The organism is Lewinella sp. W8 (genome assembly GCF_004375085.3).
Lineage (GTDB): Bacteria > Bacteroidota > Bacteroidia > Chitinophagales > Saprospiraceae > Neolewinella.
Genome location: NZ_SNAQ03000012.1, coordinates 15,152 through 31,606, shown reverse-complemented (window position 1 = coordinate 31,606; position 16,455 = coordinate 15,152). Strand labels below are relative to the sequence as shown.

Below are 16,455 nucleotides of genomic sequence, written 5' to 3'. Positions count from 1 at the left end.
AGTTTTATGGTTGCGGCCCGGTCATGAAGTAGACTTTGGCCATTCACCTATTTAACCCCTAGGTAGTCGTAAACTAACAACCGCCGTTGTTAACCGGGAGTACCCAACCACGGGAGGTGTTGACGATCGTGGCGGGAACGAGCTGCGTGGGTGGGGCCGGCCGGTAGCCGTTCCAAAGGTACTGTGCCAGCGTTTGGGGCTGGCGAATGATGCCTTCCTCGCAGGGGGACTCCCAGTGTTTCCCGTCGCGGGAACGGAAAATTTCCCGGTAGGCGGACACGGCGTAGATGTATTCCTCATCCTGGAGCAACTGAATGATGGCCCAGTCTGACCGCATTTCCGACCAGACAATCTTCCCGTCCTCCAGGACGCCCATGCCGTTCTGACGGGCCACGTGAATCTTTCCCCGGTGCATCAGCATGCCGTTGATGGGGGTCAGGTCCTCCTCGTTCCGGTTCCAGTGCTCCCCGTTGTCCCCGGATGTCCAGATGCCGGCATGGGTGCCGGCCAGCAGCACCTCCCCGGTGGGCAGGAAATTGGCCGCTACCTGCTCGAAATGATCCGGCGAAGCGTACCAGGTCCGACCGCCGTCCCGCGACAGAAACACCCCGTCCTGAAAGGTCCCTAAAACCAACACGTTGCCGGTGACGGTCAGGGATAGCGGGTGAAAGAAGGGTTCGTTGAAGGGAAGGCCGGTGCTGCTCCGCCTCCAGGTGTCACTATTCTTAGCCAGGCGGAAAATGCCGTGGTTTCCGGTAATCAGGAAAAGGGTGCCCTCATGCTCAAACACCGTGCGGGTCTGGACGTTGGCGGGAAGCCCCTTGGCGAAATTCGTCCAACTTGCTCCGTCATCGGTGCTGAGATACAGGGCGTCGACGGTGGACTCCGGGGGAACTATTTCCACGGGTTGAGAGAAACTAAAGAGGCCAAGTAATAAGATCAGTATGGTCATGGTTTGCGTTATGGCGAGATTGGTCTTCCGGCAGCGCACGAAGATTCCGCTTTGCTTTGCCCGATGAACTTCAACCTCCGGTTTACATCAAGATAACCACAAGATAAATCCGGTGCCCTCCCCATCCTTACCCAAAATGTAAAAGGATGTAAAATGTCTTTAAGGGCCGATTAACGGCAGGCCTGCCTCAGCCATTGCCCATCCAGGCTCCCTGAGGCCCCTCCCGTACAGGTGAAAATTCCAGGATAGGAATGAGCGGCGTATTGCTCCAAAATACAACGGCGCACCGGTACTTTCTGCACCTGCGCGCCGTCGCATTTTTCAAAAATCGGTGATCCCGACAAGTTACAACCACCGAAGGTAGCAGCGAAGCTAAACTCGGGACCGTAGCAGAAGGACGTTCCAGGCCATGATTCGGGTGACCACGAAAGGCCTGGGGAGCATTCCCATTAAAGCTTCTGGAACAGCCAGGAGGCGTCTTCCAGGTACACCTTATTTTTCAGATTCCCTTCCGTAGCCTCGGACACGTACATTTTGTAGCCCATGTGCCGCAGGTAGAAGTTCGGCAGTTGAATCGACTCGAAGGATACGTAGTCGCTGTCCGGCGTTTCGGTTTGCAGGGCAGGCTTCACGCGGAATTTAGCCAGCGGGCTCTGTCCTTCCGCGATTTTCACCTTATTCCCATCCTGACGATCGATGGTAAGGTAGTACTCCTTGCCGGGGTCGCCAAAGTTCTCTACCTGGAGGTAAACGATATCCTTGACGTCATCCGCGGTCACTTTTTTAACGCTCATGATCTTGGCCTGATCGGCGTTGGCGCCGGTAAGGATTTGGGCCCAGTTGGCCTGTCCGTACCAGCCCATCCAGTAATTGCCCAGCTCGCGCTTGCCGTTGATGGAGTAGGCGTGGAGCTTAAACTGATCGGGAATCTCGGGAGTAGCCGATTTCACGCAGCGTACGTAAAGCCCCAGGCGCTTGTCTTCGGGACTCATCTTGACGGTAGACCCGAGATAAAAGGCGTTGGCCTTGTATTCCGCAGATTTATCCGTGTCAGTTGACCAAAACTGTACAAAGCGACCGCGCACTACCGAGCCGTAGGCGTCCGCCCGACCAGCTATGTACATGAAAGGTTTATTGTCGTTCTCGGCATCACGAGTTCTCAACACCTTGGCGTCGTTCTTGATGGTAGTCATGAGCTTTTCCCAGTCGCGGGTGGATGGGATCCGGAAGCCCTCCGGGCAAACATTGCAGGCTTCGATAGCCGCAAAATTAAAGAGTGCTCCCAGGGGCTTTTGGGTAACGGGATCCAGATCGTTTTCGTTGTTGTTGTAGTGAGCATAAAGTGGCTTATCAAAGACGTAAAACTCCTGATTCCGGGAGGGGTGGTTTCCGAGCTGAATTGATGTAATCTCCGGACAGGAAGAGCAGGCCGGTGCCCGTAAGTTCTCCTGAAGCCAGATTTGATTACCGAATTGCATGGTGGTGTACTCGTTTCCACACATGTCCAGAATCGACTCACCGGCCTCAACTTCCGTACCATTGACTTTGATGCGGATACCCTGGATGTTATTGCCAGTCGCGCAGTTATCGTACTGCACAATGACCACCCGGTTTACTTCACCGGCGACAATTTCGTCCTTCAGGTTAACCGATCCGATACTCCCGCCCAGGACGAGGTCTGCCTTAGGGTTGAAATGGCCATTGGGGTGCTTGGAATTGAAGAAGTAAATCCGGGCGCCGTCGTCCGCTTTATCGTAGGAGATATTAAACTCATCGATCTCCATGCCTTTAGGGACATTCACTTCGGTCTGGAAATACAGGAAATCCAGTTGCTGCTTACACCGGAGTCCGGAACGCCGGCTAATGGATACCTGACCATTGTCGTCGAGGGGAGCCGCTTCCCAGTCCTCATCGTTCGGGTCCGGAATGCTGATTTGCGTATAGGCGGCCGGATCTCCGTGGCTGCTGGTGCGGAAATCGACGATGCCCTCGTTTCCTTCGTGCATTTGCCATTCGGTGACAACCTGTGCCTGAAGGGAGGACAATCCCATTACGGAGCACAAGAATAATAGCGTTAGAAGTCTCATTTTGTAGTACTGTTGAGTAAAGTATTCATGCCTACTCTTTTCAGGATTTTCGGCTTCCTCCCGGTTTCTGATGGCCAAACTAGGAGGAGCGAATACTTCTCTCAAAAACTTAATAACTCAATGTTCTGAACGGTATCAAATATGTTCTGGGGGGTCAAAATCTGTGCTGAATGGCAATGGACAAACCGGCCCTTTACCCTATTCCTACGGCAAAATGCATCTCTGGTTTAGTTCACCTTTCGACAAATAATACTCTCTAAATATGGCATCATCGCCCTGGTCAAATTATTGACCGGATTTATCAATCTAGCGTCTACTCAGCGTCTAGCCCCCCTATGGAACCGACGTGAGTACCCGTAAAGATTAGCTGGATGTCAAGTTACTGCCCAAGCTTAGCTAATGAATCAGGCCGCCCGAAACCGGAGCTGCACCACGGTACCTTCCGGCTGTTTCTGCCAGTTCACCGTTCCCCGGAGTTGGCGCACGAGTCCCCGGACCAGATTAACCCCCAGGGTATTGCCGGAGTCCAGTCCCTGATCTTCGGGGATGCCGACACCATCGTCGGCGACGTGTAGCTCGAACAGGTCTTTCTCTTCCTCTCGGAGGGATACGGTCACCTGCCCCTTCCGGTCTCCCGGAAAGGCGTATTTATAACTGTTGGTCAGCAATTCATTCAGGATGAGTCCAACGGGAATGGCCGTATCCAAACTGAAAACCTTGTCGGGGACGTTCAGTTTCAACCGAACCTCCTGGTTCTTATAGCCCTGACTGATGTTCTCACCGAGTTCCTCCAGATAATTACGCATATTCACCCCGCTCAAATTATTGGATTGGTAAAGATTCTGGTGAACGAGCGCCATGGACTGGATACGGTCTTTCCCCTCGTCCACCATTTTCTTCAGGTTCGGGTCCGCCGACAGCCGGGCCTGCTTGGAAAGCATAGCGGAAATGATTTGCAGGTTGTTCTTCACCCGATGGTGAATTTCTTTCAGGAGGACCTCCTTTTCCTGCAGCGAATTTTCTACGATCTGCTTTTGAACGGCGATTTCCCGGGCGTACCTACGGCTGCGTAAAAAGGAATACCCGATGACCGCCAGCAGCAACCCCAGTCCCATGAGACTGAGAACGAAAATGCGGCGGTCACTGGCGGCCTCCTGTCGGGTCAGGGCACTCTCCTGTTCCGCCCGTTGTTTGGCCAGTTTATTCTCACTGACGTCCAGGGCGAAGGCCTCCTTGCTGGCCGCGTCGTTTTCGGTCGTCTCCAGTTTATAGTCCAGGAAGTAGACGATGACCCGGTAAACCCGCAGGGCTTCCTCGTCGTCCCCCCTTTCCTTGAGCATCTCCAGGTAGGGCCTGAGGAAGTCGAGTGCCTGCTCCGAATTAGGGAATCGAAACTTCAACATCCGGTCAAGCGACTCGGCATACTTATCGAAGGCCTGCTCTTTGTTACCCAGGATATCATCGTAAATCGCGGATTCCACCAGGGTGGAATAGTAGGTGTAATCGTCGGCCAGTTCTTCCCGGCTCATCGGAGGATTAGCCAGGAGTCTATCCGCTTCTTCCTTAATCGCAAAACAGGAATCGTTATCGGTTTTCCGGCAAATCTCCAGCCGGGTGGCCAGGTTGGACATCCGCTTCACGTAAGGAATGTCATCGCCATATTCTTCCTGATGGGCCAGCGAGAGCGAGTCAACAATTTTTTGGGCTTCGTCGAATTTCCCCCAGTCCATAAAATTCATTAGTCGGAATTGGCTGATGCCCGTGATTGCCCTGGCACGATCGGGGTTGATCTTTTTTCGGTTTTCCTCGGCCAGCAGAAACATTTCCTCTACCTGTTCGTGATCGCCCGTGAAATTCCGGTGAAAATCCCCCATGAGCGTGTAGAACCTCGTTTTGATCAGATGATTTCCCTCCAGCCGTTCAACCGTCCGCAAACCATCCTGAATGATCTCCCTGCCCCGACTACGGTCGTTACTCCTCATTTGATCGACGATCATGTAAAGGGACAACGCCAGGCGCTGGGAGTCACTCACCATCGGGTCGTTGTACAGCCGTTCGGTGACGACCCGAAAGGAATCCGCCTCGTTCCAGACCCTCAGACACTGAAAGAACATTCCCTCAATCATCAGTTGCCGGGTGGCCAGGATTTCGGGCGTACGTTCCGGACCGAGATCGTTGGAGATGGATTCGTAGATGAGCGGCAGAGAGTCGCGTCTTATTTTCGGCAGGTCATAGCAGAGGCGTGCCTTGGTTCGTAATTCCGCCACCCGGGCCCGGGTCCGGTAGGGCTCCCCCAGTTCTTCCCCCAGGGCGTACAATTCGTTCAGGTAGGGCCGGATGGGGACCATCGGATCCTCAGCCTTATCGGGAGAAGAAAACTCATTGTGGGTCTTGACGGTGATCAACTCAAATAAATCCCGGAAATGGTTGGCGTCACGGCTACCTTCCTCGATACGGGCGAGAAGTTGTTCCTCACTAAGGTAGGCCTCGGGAATCTGGGCGGTCAGGGGCAGGAAAAAGAAGAGTAGTAGCACGGGGAGACCCTGCCTGACTGCTAACCGTAGGAACATGTGTGTACGTTTTTAATAAACAACTGGGGTGCATTCCCTACCATACGGGAATACCTGGATACGATGATGAAGGTAATGCACGAAAGTCAAACCTCCCTTCTCCGGTAGGCAACCACCCAATCGTGGGTGCTTAACCCCCAATTGTGCTCCCTTACCGCCTGATAAAGCGGACCACACCCCGCTCCGACCCTCGCTGAAGCTCAAGGACGTAAATCCCTTCCGGCAGGGCCGCCACGTCAATCCTCATCCGCGAGCTGGCACCACCGATTGTCCCCTCTCGGGCGAGCCGGCCACGGGCCGAATAAATCCGGTAGTTACTTTCCTCACTGCTCGGGGGCAGCTCCACGGTCAACCAACCTTCAGTGGGATTGGGGTAGGCCCGCAGCGGAATACTGTTTTCGCCAAACTCACCGACGCTCGTCCCGATCTCTACGTCAACGTTGGGCTGTCCGACGTTGGAGATGCGCTCGGTCCAGCCTCCGCCCGTGGGCACCAAAATGGTCTGAAACTGGTAAGCATCCTCTGCGATGGGTACGTCCAGGGGAATGAAGAGCTTGGCGGTAATGGTGTTCAGCCCCGTGGCGGCTTCCTCCCGAAATTCCTGGAAGGTCGTGAAGGGACTCTGATCGAGCTGAAACCAGACCACGATCTCCTGTCCCTCCACGGCACTATACGTCACCTCCACCGCAGCGGTGTCGCCCCGGCCCACGGTCTCCGGACCGGAGATGGAAATGATCAACTGGGAGTCTTCTCCCAGCACGGTGATCCCGGAGCGCACCAGGTTATTCACGCTGCCGGGGATGCCCTCGCCGGTGGGCGTCAGGTAGGCCTGGTAGCGGTACTGGTTATCACCCGGCGGCACCGACATGGGAACGTCCAACGTAATGTCTTCGGTACCCGTTCCTTCGGAGACGCTGACGGTGGTTTGAGTGTAAAGGGTGAAGGGGTCTGAGTCCAGTTGGAGGGCAAGGACGATGTCCTGATTGCCCGTAGACACGTAGGTTACCGGGACGGTAACCTGTCCGCCCGGCGCGACGGCCACGGGGCCGCCGATGGAGATGACTTCCGGCTCCAGGCTGCCCATGCCACCACAGTCCGCCGTAGTGCCGCTACCGGGGTTGAGGGCGGCAAACCCGAAGTCGTCCTGATCCATCAAAGAATTCAGGGCGGCCGCGACGCCATCGTAGGCGGGTTTGGGGGAATAATTATCCCCTTCCGTAATCACGGCGTCCTCGCAGCCCATGAAGGGACCGTCATTTCTCAGGGTGATCCAGTTGTCTTCGTCGCGGAGTCCCCAGATCATCACCTCGTGACAGTTGGGCTGACGCAGCGCCATGGCCACGTACTCCCGAAAGGCTTCCTCCTGGAAGTCCTCGTCGCGATCCCCGTTGCAGACCCGGATATCCAGCTCCGTGACGGCGACTTCCAAACCGGCGGTCGCCAAATCTTCCATGGAATCTTCAATGCCGTCGATGAATCCCTGATTGATTTCTCCGGTGGAGCTGACCATCTGGGAGAGGACAAAATGGGACTGAAACCCGATGCCGTCGATGGGGGCGCCACAGTCCTTGAGGGCCTTGAATTTATCTCGCATGAAGCGGTTTTTGGAGGCCGGCGAATCGCTGAAATTTTCGATGCCGTAGTCGTTGTAGTGTAGACGGGCCTGCGGCTGGGCCTCGCGGGCCCAGGTGAAGAGCATCTTGATGAAGTTCTCGTAGGTGGCCTCTCCCCAGTCGGTCATACTGCCATCGTTGGCGCGGCGGTACCAGGTTCCGGGGCGCCAACGGCGCTGCCCGCCGGGAGCATCGTCGGAGATGGCTTCGTTGATGACGTCCCACTCATCCACCCGGTCGCCGCAAATCTGGCCGAGGGCCAGGATGTAGCGGCGGGCAAAGGAAAATACCTGCTGGCCGGTCCAGGTCGGACCCACCTCATTGAGCCACTGGGGGGCCTGGGTGAACCAGATCATAACGTGCCCCCGCTTTCGCAGGCCGGCCCAGTCTTCGTTGCTCAGGAAGGCTTCAATGTTTTCGTCCGTGAGCGTGGCCCGGAGCTCTTCCACCGTCAGGTCGTGGATGTTCTCGGGTTCCTCGCCGGGCAGAATGAAGCTGCTCTTCATGTAGTTTTCCAGGACGACGGCGTTGTACTCTTCCAGCAGATGAGCATCCGCCATGCCGTTGCGGAAGGTCTCCGGATTGTCGAGATGAGCGTTACTGATCAGGTTGCCGATGTAGACCTTTTTGGAACTGGCCAGGTCTTTAAGTCCGTCTTGCGCACGGAGGGGGGCAAACGCCGCCAGGGTCAGAAAAAAGAGAATAAGGTTAGGGAAGGTAAATCGATTAGTCCTCATGATGGGAGTTGGTGTTGGGTGCTTTGTGTTGAAATTATTGGGATGAAAGCGCGCATGACCCGACGGTAAATAGTGACCCGGGTGCGCGTAACAACAAGGTAGGAAAAATTTGGGCAGTCCCCCTACCCTTTTTGATCGGCACCCAAAAATGAGGGACTACTCCTTTTCCTCCTTTCTCGTTCCGGATTCGTCCAGCCGCTGCAGGTACCTTCTTTCCCAGTAACCGTCGCCGATGATGTTCAGGAATGCCTTCATGGTTTGCCGAAGGTAGTCCTCTTCGGGAGCTTGCTCGTCAAGGTGGAGGAAGGCAAATTCATACCGTAGCTCCTTGAGTTTATTGTACATGATTTTGGTCCGCATCCGGTAGTTTTCGATGTCCCAGAAGGCGGAAAGACCGGACAGGAAGGTAATGACGGAGGTAATGATCAGCGCGAGGTTGGCCGAATGCATACTCCAGTCATCCGGAGAAAGCTTTAACCCCAGAATGATCGTGGACAGGGCGGCCAGCAACAGAATGGAGATCTTTAGCCAGTAATCAATTCTCGTGGCCCGGGCATTCTTGGACCGGACCTTTTCGATCTTGAAATTGATCAGGGCCATCAGGTACTTCCGCCGGTCGATGTCGGTACCCTTGTCCAGAATATCGTCGTAGAATTCGCGGACCTTGCGCTCCAGCTCCTGCTGGTCGTCCCCGCTGCGGTTTGGCTTGCTCATGGCTCAGGTTTTGGTTTGATAAATACTCCCCTGTACGGAGTAGGCACCGGATAGTAGCCACTACCTTCCGTCCCAAATGCTTATCTCATTTTTCCGACAACCTTACACACGGCCGGAAGGAAATATTTCTGGCCCATGGATTTACCGCACGGTCGATGGTGTCCCCCCAACTATTCCGACAGGCTTTTTTCAATCTCGGCGAGGATTAATTCGATATTCTCCTTAAGCGCGGGGTAATAATGAAGTTGCAGCGACCTCATGACCAGGGAGTACAGTAGCATGATGTTGTCCAACTCCTCATCATAAAAAAGGGAAACGTTATCCTTCGTGGTGTCGTTTGGAACGATCTCACCGATAAACCCTTCTTCTGCCTCGATCATGAATTTCCTGAAGGAATACTCTCGCTGCATAAATTCAATGACCTTTTCCCGATGCTGCCAAAACTCATCCTCTTCATCCTTTACTTCCTGAATGGTAACCAGCCATCGCTGTAGCTGGGAGCGTAACTCAATATTGTTCAGTTTACTCAGGTAGCCCGAGTTGATAAGGTCATTAAGGATACCCGGGCTCTGCGTAAACTTCGGAGGAAAGCGAAAGGCGTTCATGTGGGCCTGCTGCAATTCGAGGTCCGTCAGTCGTTGACCGTCTTCATCCATTTTATTGATCACCTGCTTACAGGACCGGAAGGCAGAATCACAGGAAGTGATCACCCGGTTAACTTCGGCTAAGTTACTTTTGAACTCATCCCGTAGGGCCTCCAGGTACTGCTGCTCGACAAACGCCGCTTTTCTTCCTTCATTACAGTTATTGATCTGGAGCGCGATCAAAATACCGATTACGACCAGAATAACCTCTCCCGTAGCGTACTTCAGGTATTTCCGAAACTTCCCTTCAGCCAGTAGGCTTTGACGAATTCTTCTGAATATTTTGATGGGACCGGGAGTTTTAGTCTAGTGGAAATTTCCGGGCAGCTACGCAATCCGTAACGCTAACAACGCTAAGGGAAGGTAGGGGTATTTTGCTAAAAACCTTTTTGTTTCTGGCCGGAGGCAGGTGCCGTGATTATCCCGGATGCAAAAATTAGGCGGGCCATTATGTCATTTTCACACGCTTTCTATGGCTTCTATGGCGGGCAGCAATAAGTATGCATCAGCCATCCTCTTCTATCCATTCCCGGCGGGAAAAACCTCATGATCACCCCGCAGAAAACGCAGTCCCCGGATCACCACGTGTCCATCCTTGGCTCCCTGAAAGGACAATTTCCAGTACTGAGCCCTCCGCTTGGGAAAAGTAACCTTCGCTTCGGGCTGAAAGAAAATCTTGAAGAGGATACTGAGGTACATTTTCTTGCGGGTGACGAACTGCCACTGACCGGCCGCGTCCATCACTTCCACCTGCACCCGGTGGGCGGGATGAAATTTCTTGCTGTGCCGGGAGTACACCCAGATCGCGTTCAGCTCCGTTTCCTCCGGAAAGGCCAGTTCCAGGGAGACCCACCCGCTTTCGTTCACCTGCCCGGAATGCCACATGGTTTTCGGGTTAAACCCAACGCCCTTGAGGTCCTTTTGGATGGACCGCTGCGGAGCCACCAGATTGCTCAGCTTACTCTGAAAGGTCTCCCCGAAGGCCGAACGGATTTCCGGCGTAACGGGGGCAAAAACCTCCTCTTCGTTGAGGAAAAAGCGAATCCCCCGCACCACCACCCGGCCACTGCCGCCCGCCCGCAGGGCGATCTTCCAGCGGTGAGTTTGCTGGGGAGAGAAACTGATCGCCCAGTTGGCGCCGGGGATGGCTTCCTGGCCCAGTACCTCGAAGGTATTCGCAGCGTTGAGGTACTCCAACTGCATGGCCGCGGCGGCGTGATGCTGCCCACTGTGCTCGGTGTAAACCTGGATACGGTTCAGCAATACCGGCAGGGCGAAGGTGACCTCGAAGGACACCCAGCCCAGTTCATTGGCCGGACCGGAATGCCACATGGTATCGGCCCGAAAGCCGGTGGCCGCATTATTGGCCGCAATCCTGCGGGAGCTGTAGTGATCGTCCAAATTGGTGATGCTGCTGCCGTGGGTTTCTTTCGAGGTGGTGTAACACCGAAACAGATTCATGGAGCCCTGATTGATCGACCGACTGATGCCGTCGTGGGGCGGGCAGCCGCGTTTACAGGCGGGGGTATCGTAATCCTGATCGGGGAAAAAAGTAAAATCCGGAAAGACCAGCTTGTTTTTGGCCAGGTCCTCGCGGTCATCCCCTAGTAGGCTCCCCGGAATCTGGGCCGGATCCTTACTGTTGCTGCGGTTGGATAGGTCGTAGGACATGATCGAGCGGCTGCAGTCCTGATCATAATAACAGTCCCTCACCTGTGGTGGGATCAAACGGCCGAAGGCCTTGGCCCGGTCTTCGGTGTGGGGCAAGCCGAAGGCGTGCCCCAGTTCGTGCACCAGGGTGGAGGCGAAGTCCTGGTCGGCACTGAGGATATGGGCGGCAAATATGCCGATGCCCCCACCCCGGTTCCAGGTGCCGTTGATGGAGCGCGCGCCGGCCTTGAAACCGTACATCTGGGCATCGTCGACGATGAGCACACTGAACACGTAGGGCACATTCCAGCGCGAGTATTGCCGTCCGGGATTGGCCGCCTCGTCGGCCAGGACTTCGGCCAGGATGGTCTCTGCTCCCCGGGAACACGCCGGCACCCGCCGTGAGGCCCCCGTCATGTAACAGTAATTGAAGTATTCGCTCCCGGTAAAACGCCCGTTGAGGGGCAGCACGTCCTCGACCAGCTCAAAGGTGTCCCGGTGCTTGAGCATCTCCCGGAATTTTTCCCGGGCGGCCAGGTGGTAAGCCATCCACTCACCGGACCAGAACCGGTTGGGGCTCGTCCCCTTGGTGTACAGCACAACGGGCCACACGCGAACCCGGGTTTCTGGGAAGAAGGGCATGACGTTTTTATTTCTAATTTACGGGAAAAACATCACACTTCCTCCCGCCAACTCCCTCATTATCAGTTAATTTGTCCAGTGTATCGTGTCCGGCATTTTGGCCGAAGGCAGGTGCCAGGGACTTATCGGGTGCCGTCTTTACGGGTTCTCTCTAGCCAAAAACTTTTCATGGTCCTTAAATGCGAAAAGCGGGTTGGTCTCGGAAATTTTCCGATAGATTCGGTCATTGGGCCTACTTTACGCTGGGATAATCTCTGGCGGCCCGGACCAGCGGTGCATCGTCAAATTCAGACCGCTCGAACGTCTGGGCGAACTCGTAGGCCCGGATAATCCAGGAACATTCAATGAGTCGGATATCCCTGATTCTTTCCTTACTCCCCCATTTACCGAATAATAATCCAAAAGTCCGCACCGCAACGTAGTATACGGGCGCCCAGAAAAAACCCGATTCCCGGAGGATCTTGTAGAAAAGATAATCCGCCGTAATTCGGGAAATTTTGATTTCCTCCTTGTACTGATACAGCGCATCGTGGAACATGGAAGCGTAGTAGGTGATCGGTTTTTCGGTGAGGAAGTCCAGGCGGCCGTCCGGCGTGCCGTACACCAGGTCCAGGAACTCCCACTTGGGCGTGCAGCCGTCCCAGGCGTAGCCTTCCTCACAACTTCCGTTGATCCGGAAAACGCCATCGGGCGTGAGGGAGATGAAACCATTGCTTGACTCGAAATTCCTCCCGAAAATATTCGTCTTGATGTATTCGTCGCGTCGGTGTACGAACTTGTACACCTTCCCGATTTTGGTGGTTGATCTTATGGACATGCCGGAGAATTTTAGGTGTTTACTCTGAAAGTTAGCGCTATTCCTCCTGATCCCAACCCGCATTCAGGCTATCGTTGAGTTTCGTTCTGGCCCAGGCCCACACGTCCTCGCTGAATACGGCGGCGATCAGGCAGGTGAAGAAGACTACGTAGGGGTTCAGGTCCGCTGACGCGGTGGAGAAGATCGCCACCGTTCCCTTGGCCGCCAGGAAGACCACGATGGCGGCACTCAGGCCGTTGATGAGGATGCCCGGAACGTCGAAACCAACGATGGTTTCCTTCATCGGTCCCTCACTGATGCGTTTTCGGATGAACAACGCTCCGATGGCCCCCAGGAGGCCAAACCCGAAGAGGCCGACGATGAGGGCCAGGGAAGTAGATTCCGTACGGAGCAACCATCCCGAGATGGCGTTGAAAATGCCGTACTTTTCGCCGATGACGGGTTTGCCGGGAATGGAATAGATATCAAATCGGTCGTTCGCCCCGTATTTAACCCCCCGTCGATATTCCTCCAACTGATCCCGGAAAATGGATATCCGGAAAATGGAGTGGTCGTTCAGCTCCCCGTTACTTTCGTAGTAGCGCTGGTAAATGGAGGTATCCTGTTTGGACTCCCTCAGCTCATGGACGAATAACCGATACCCTTCCACCAGATCCAGGTACCGCGACCGGGAAAATTGCGTACGGACGATCCACGTCTGGTGATTGATGCTGTACCAATCCGCCAGTTCGTAGCCGTAGTCAATACGGTCCCGCTTCAGGGTATTTTGTTCTACGGCACTACTGTATCGATTGAGAACGATTTGCTTGATCTTTTCGTCGTTGGACCAATTGCGCTCCACCTGCGCATTGAAATTCTCAAGGTTGATGACGATGTTGTTGTGCAAGTTGACCAGGCGATAATCGTCCTCCACCTTCAGGCTATCTCCCTTGAAGTCAATGATTAGTTCTGACTTGTCGTAATCCGTCGTCTGGTCGTTCAGGACTTTGACGTACTTCTCCTTATAATCCTTCTCTACCACCACCAGTTTCCTACTCTGGAATTCGGGAACGGCGATGATGGATGCCACGCACAGGTAAATGGAGAAAATGATGATGAGAAAGGAAATGACCTGCTTGACGGCCGGCCGGTCGAAAAAATTGAAGTCATCGACCGGTGAAACATCCTCGCTTTCGGCAAATATCTTTTCGAGCAAAAAGGCCAGGCCTAACCATACGGCGGAAAAGATGATCAGTCCACGATAATCGAGGGAGAACACGTTCTGGTATACGGAGCTGCTGATCGACTGTGCCCAGCTGGACAAGTATTTCAGCAAGGCTTCATTCAGACCGGGATTGCCGTCAAAAAATCCGTTCAGCACGGAGATGTTCTCGAAGGGTAAGAGCAGGAAATTCCCTATCCGGGATACGGAATCAAAAAACAGGCTCTTGAAAAATACGGCCGTGATCCCCAGGCTGATCAGCAAAATACTGGCGGCCACTCGGGAGGAGAATATATTCCTGAATATTCCACGGAATACCTTCCGTAACAGACGGTAAAAAAGGAATAACACCAACAAGGTGAGTCCCAGATGAATAATGATCAGTATGGCTTGAGGAAAGAGGAGATCCGTATCGTACATACCCTGGCGTAATTATCAAGATTAGCGTACCGTCATTCCAATAGCGTCCCCTTCCGGGCGGCGCTCGGTTGCGGAAAAAGCTGATAAGAAAAATGACTAACGTAAAGTATGGGGAGTCCTCCGCGACTTGCAAGGATTTCGGGGGCTAATGGTTCCCGATGGGGCCATTTTACGCTATGGGTATTAGGGAATAAGCCGATAGGCTGTCCGGGTTTACCCAATCCGCACACTCGGCTTCCCCGCAAATACTTTCCCCGAGTCCGGACAAGTCTTTGACATTCTGGGGTCAGGCAGCAAGTAGGAGGCAGTGGGTCATGGGGTCTTGATTTAAATTTCGGGGCTTCATCATATCTGGTCAGCCCTCTCGCCCCAACACTTTAATCTTCTTCTGATATCGTTCCGACTCTGATTTTAAAATTATATTTTTCAAGGATTCTGGCGGGAATGACCTCCAGCTTACTCGTATCGTGCGGATTTCTCACGTTCAGTTCCTGGGCCTCCAGGTTTACGGAGTCGACCATATAAGCATGCCCCGTCGACAGATTGGGATACTCCGGTTCGTTCATCTCGGTCGTCATGTAGGTGACTTCACCCTCAAATTCTTCTCCAATGTCCCCTTCCTGTACCGTCACGTTAATGGAATAGCCGTACCCTTCTAATGGTGAATAGTAAAGATCATCTTTGGACGCATTGCTCCACTTGACCGTTTTCTCTTCTGCGCCCGGATTGGTGTATTTTATCTCCATTCCTATCCGGGTTGCGGGTGCCCGGGTGGCAACCGCGAAGTAGGAAACTCCTGCGTCGGTTTCAATTTTCAGAAATTTTAGCCGTTCAATGTGGTTGATTTTACTGGCACCCAGGGAAACGGCTTTACCCGCCTTAAGGGCGATGTCAATTTTACCAAGCATCCCCTCCCCTGAATATTCATTCTCCTCCTCACTGGCCTCGGCAGTAGTCCTTAAAACTTCGGCGGAGTTGCCCGTGAGCATGAAGAAGGCTTCCGCTTGATCACCTCCTTCTATTTTGGTGTAACTGCCGTGTAGTTCGGCAAAGGCTTTCTCAATCACCAGCGGCCACATTCCGCCTCCGTGTTTGGTTAAATCTGCATATTCCGGGCGCCCCGTACTATCAGTTGGAATTAAATTAGAGACCGTGACATACTTCTCAATGGCTTCACTCCCCCTTGAGTGCAGATAAAACCTGACCGTGAATTGCGTATTGGAATCATTGGCCGTGATCATCCTGGTGATTAACTTTTTGCCGTTGGCCGTATCCGCAATCACGCCCATAGGAGCAAGTAACCAGCAGCTTCCAAGTGCTCCTTGTCCTACATCTTTGGAGGAAGGCCCTTTCGGACCGAACAAAGGGTTCGTCAACGCCGAGAATTTATCGGGAGCCTCACTGATTTCACCCTGGGGCTTTACGACGCCCGTTTCAATATCCGCTTTATCGGGTTGAATCCACCCCATTTCCCCAAATGGGTTTCGCTCTGTACTTCCTTCCTTCGATTCTTTGAAAGTCAGCACTTTCATCTTTACCCAGCGGTCATTCCTTCCCCCGACTTCGACACCATAATCGCCTTTATTCAAGAAGATGTTTCCCGCTTTTCCAAAATGATTTTTTGATTTTTTTGGAAGCATTTCAACGTGGTCCTCGTTGATGATCAGAGAATCACCGGGAGCCATCTGGATGGGAGCCTTTGCTCCGGAGCTTAATGCATCTATCGGTGGTGATACACTAGCTTTGAGCTGCGTAGAATTCTCCTCGGAAGGTTCCTGATCTCGTTGTTCTTTGCTGGGGCGCTTCCCCCCAGATAAAGCGAGTGTCATTTTCACCATTTCAATGGTGAGCGGGGAGGCCAGGGTCTCACGGGCAATTTCACTTTCATCAACCCCTTCTAGCATCCGTTTCGCGATATAATCCTCTTCCACTGCCTCGAGATCAACGCTGATCGCTCTTAATTTTCCGATTATTTTTTGGTCTACGTCCCTTAAAGGAATACCGATATTATGGGTGATCGTGTAGTAAATAGCGTAGCCGACGGGATCGTTACTAAAACGAGGGTCCCACACGTAGAAGGTGCGTATGGTTTTCCCAGCGGCAATTATGATGGTCCTTCTTTTTTCATCATATCTGATCCGCGTGTTTTTGACTATTACTTCTATGAAATCATCACTCGACTCACGGCCAAAATCCTGGGCCTTCTTTATGTAATCCGTCTTACTTTTCGCCCCGAACTCATCACCGTGTTTTTGAAAATGGATTTCTCCCTGATCTCCGGATTGAGGTGATTTTTCAAACCCCGTTAAGCCCATACTTTTCCCAAAAAGAGAGCGCTCTCCTGAACCACTTACGGAGACGTCATCCTCCGACAAGGTAGGACCAGCGGGCATTGCTTCACCACTACT

10 protein-coding genes are annotated in these 16,455 nt (G+C 53.5%); all 10 read right to left on the bottom strand.

Annotation, left to right across the window (positions count from 1 at the left end; all coding sequences use genetic code 11):
• Window positions 1-73 precede the first annotated feature (73 nt).
• The 10 genes from E1J53_RS14100 to E1J53_RS14055 all read right to left on the bottom strand — a co-directional run bounded on the left by E1J53_RS14100 (window position 74) and on the right by E1J53_RS14055 (window position 16,440).
• Entirely contained in the window at window positions 74-952 is an 879-nt protein-coding gene (locus E1J53_RS14100) for a hypothetical protein (protein ID WP_134272070.1), read from the bottom strand.
• A 449-nt stretch (window positions 953-1,401) separates the two neighbouring features.
• Window positions 1,402-3,003 carry an FISUMP domain-containing protein gene (locus E1J53_RS14095; RefSeq protein ID WP_173021491.1) on the bottom strand — a complete coding sequence of 534 codons (1,602 nt, stop codon included), beginning with the start codon at window positions 3,001-3,003 and terminating at the stop codon, window positions 1,402-1,404.
• Between the two features lie 440 nt (window positions 3,004-3,443).
• Window positions 3,444-5,609, bottom strand: coding sequence for a sensor histidine kinase (locus E1J53_RS14090; protein WP_134272068.1), 2,166 nt, complete (start codon window positions 5,607-5,609; stop codon window positions 3,444-3,446).
• A 151-nt stretch (window positions 5,610-5,760) separates the two neighbouring features.
• Window positions 5,761-7,959 (bottom strand): endo-1,4-beta-xylanase, encoded by a 2,199-nt coding sequence (locus E1J53_RS14085; RefSeq protein ID WP_134272067.1) that lies wholly within the window; start codon window positions 7,957-7,959, stop codon window positions 5,761-5,763.
• A gap of 156 nt (window positions 7,960-8,115) precedes the next feature.
• Window positions 8,116-8,673: a hypothetical protein gene (locus E1J53_RS14080; RefSeq protein WP_134272066.1), complete on the bottom strand. Its 558-nt coding sequence runs from the start codon at window positions 8,671-8,673 to the stop codon at window positions 8,116-8,118.
• 170 nt (window positions 8,674-8,843) lie between these two features.
• Window positions 8,844-9,572 (bottom strand): DUF6090 family protein, encoded by a 729-nt coding sequence (locus E1J53_RS14075; RefSeq protein ID WP_368671759.1) that lies wholly within the window; start codon window positions 9,570-9,572, stop codon window positions 8,844-8,846.
• Window positions 9,573-9,836: 264 nt separating this feature from the next.
• Entirely contained in the window at window positions 9,837-11,609 is a 1,773-nt protein-coding gene (locus E1J53_RS14070) for a M66 family metalloprotease (protein ID WP_134272064.1), read from the bottom strand.
• A gap of 232 nt (window positions 11,610-11,841) precedes the next feature.
• A complete protein-coding gene (locus E1J53_RS14065; protein ID WP_134272063.1) occupies window positions 11,842-12,426 on the bottom strand; it encodes a hypothetical protein in 585 nt (194 codons plus the stop codon).
• Between the two features lie 37 nt (window positions 12,427-12,463).
• On the bottom strand, window positions 12,464-14,047 hold the full coding sequence (locus E1J53_RS14060; RefSeq protein ID WP_134272062.1) for a hypothetical protein: 1,584 nt from the start codon (window positions 14,045-14,047) through the stop codon (window positions 12,464-12,466).
• A 377-nt stretch (window positions 14,048-14,424) separates the two neighbouring features.
• Entirely contained in the window at window positions 14,425-16,440 is a 2,016-nt protein-coding gene (locus E1J53_RS14055) for a C2 family cysteine protease (RefSeq protein ID WP_368671758.1), read from the bottom strand.
• Between the last annotated feature and the right edge of the window lie 15 nt (window positions 16,441-16,455).

Excerpts from the sequence above, each read along its gene's own strand:
- E1J53_RS14100 (WP_134272070.1), bottom strand. The coding sequence starts at position 952 with ATGACCATACTGATCTTATTACTTGGCCTCTTTAGTTTCTCTCAACCC.
- E1J53_RS14095 (WP_173021491.1), bottom strand. The coding sequence starts at position 3,003 with ATGGGATTGTCCTCCCTTCAGGCACAGGTTGTCACCGAATGGCAAATG.
- E1J53_RS14090 (WP_134272068.1), bottom strand. The coding sequence starts at position 5,609 with ATGTTCCTACGGTTAGCAGTCAGGCAGGGTCTCCCCGTGCTACTACTC.
- E1J53_RS14085 (WP_134272067.1), bottom strand. The coding sequence starts at position 7,959 with ATGAGGACTAATCGATTTACCTTCCCTAACCTTATTCTCTTTTTTCTG.
- E1J53_RS14080 (WP_134272066.1), bottom strand. The coding sequence starts at position 8,673 with ATGAGCAAGCCAAACCGCAGCGGGGACGACCAGCAGGAGCTGGAGCGC.
- E1J53_RS14070 (WP_134272064.1), bottom strand. The coding sequence starts at position 11,609 with ATGCCCTTCTTCCCAGAAACCCGGGTTCGCGTGTGGCCCGTTGTGCTG.
- E1J53_RS14065 (WP_134272063.1), bottom strand. The coding sequence starts at position 12,426 with ATGTCCATAAGATCAACCACCAAAATCGGGAAGGTGTACAAGTTCGTA.
- E1J53_RS14060 (WP_134272062.1), bottom strand. The coding sequence starts at position 14,047 with ATGTACGATACGGATCTCCTCTTTCCTCAAGCCATACTGATCATTATT.
- E1J53_RS14055 (WP_368671758.1), bottom strand. The coding sequence starts at position 16,440 with ATGCCCGCTGGTCCTACCTTGTCGGAGGATGACGTCTCCGTAAGTGGT.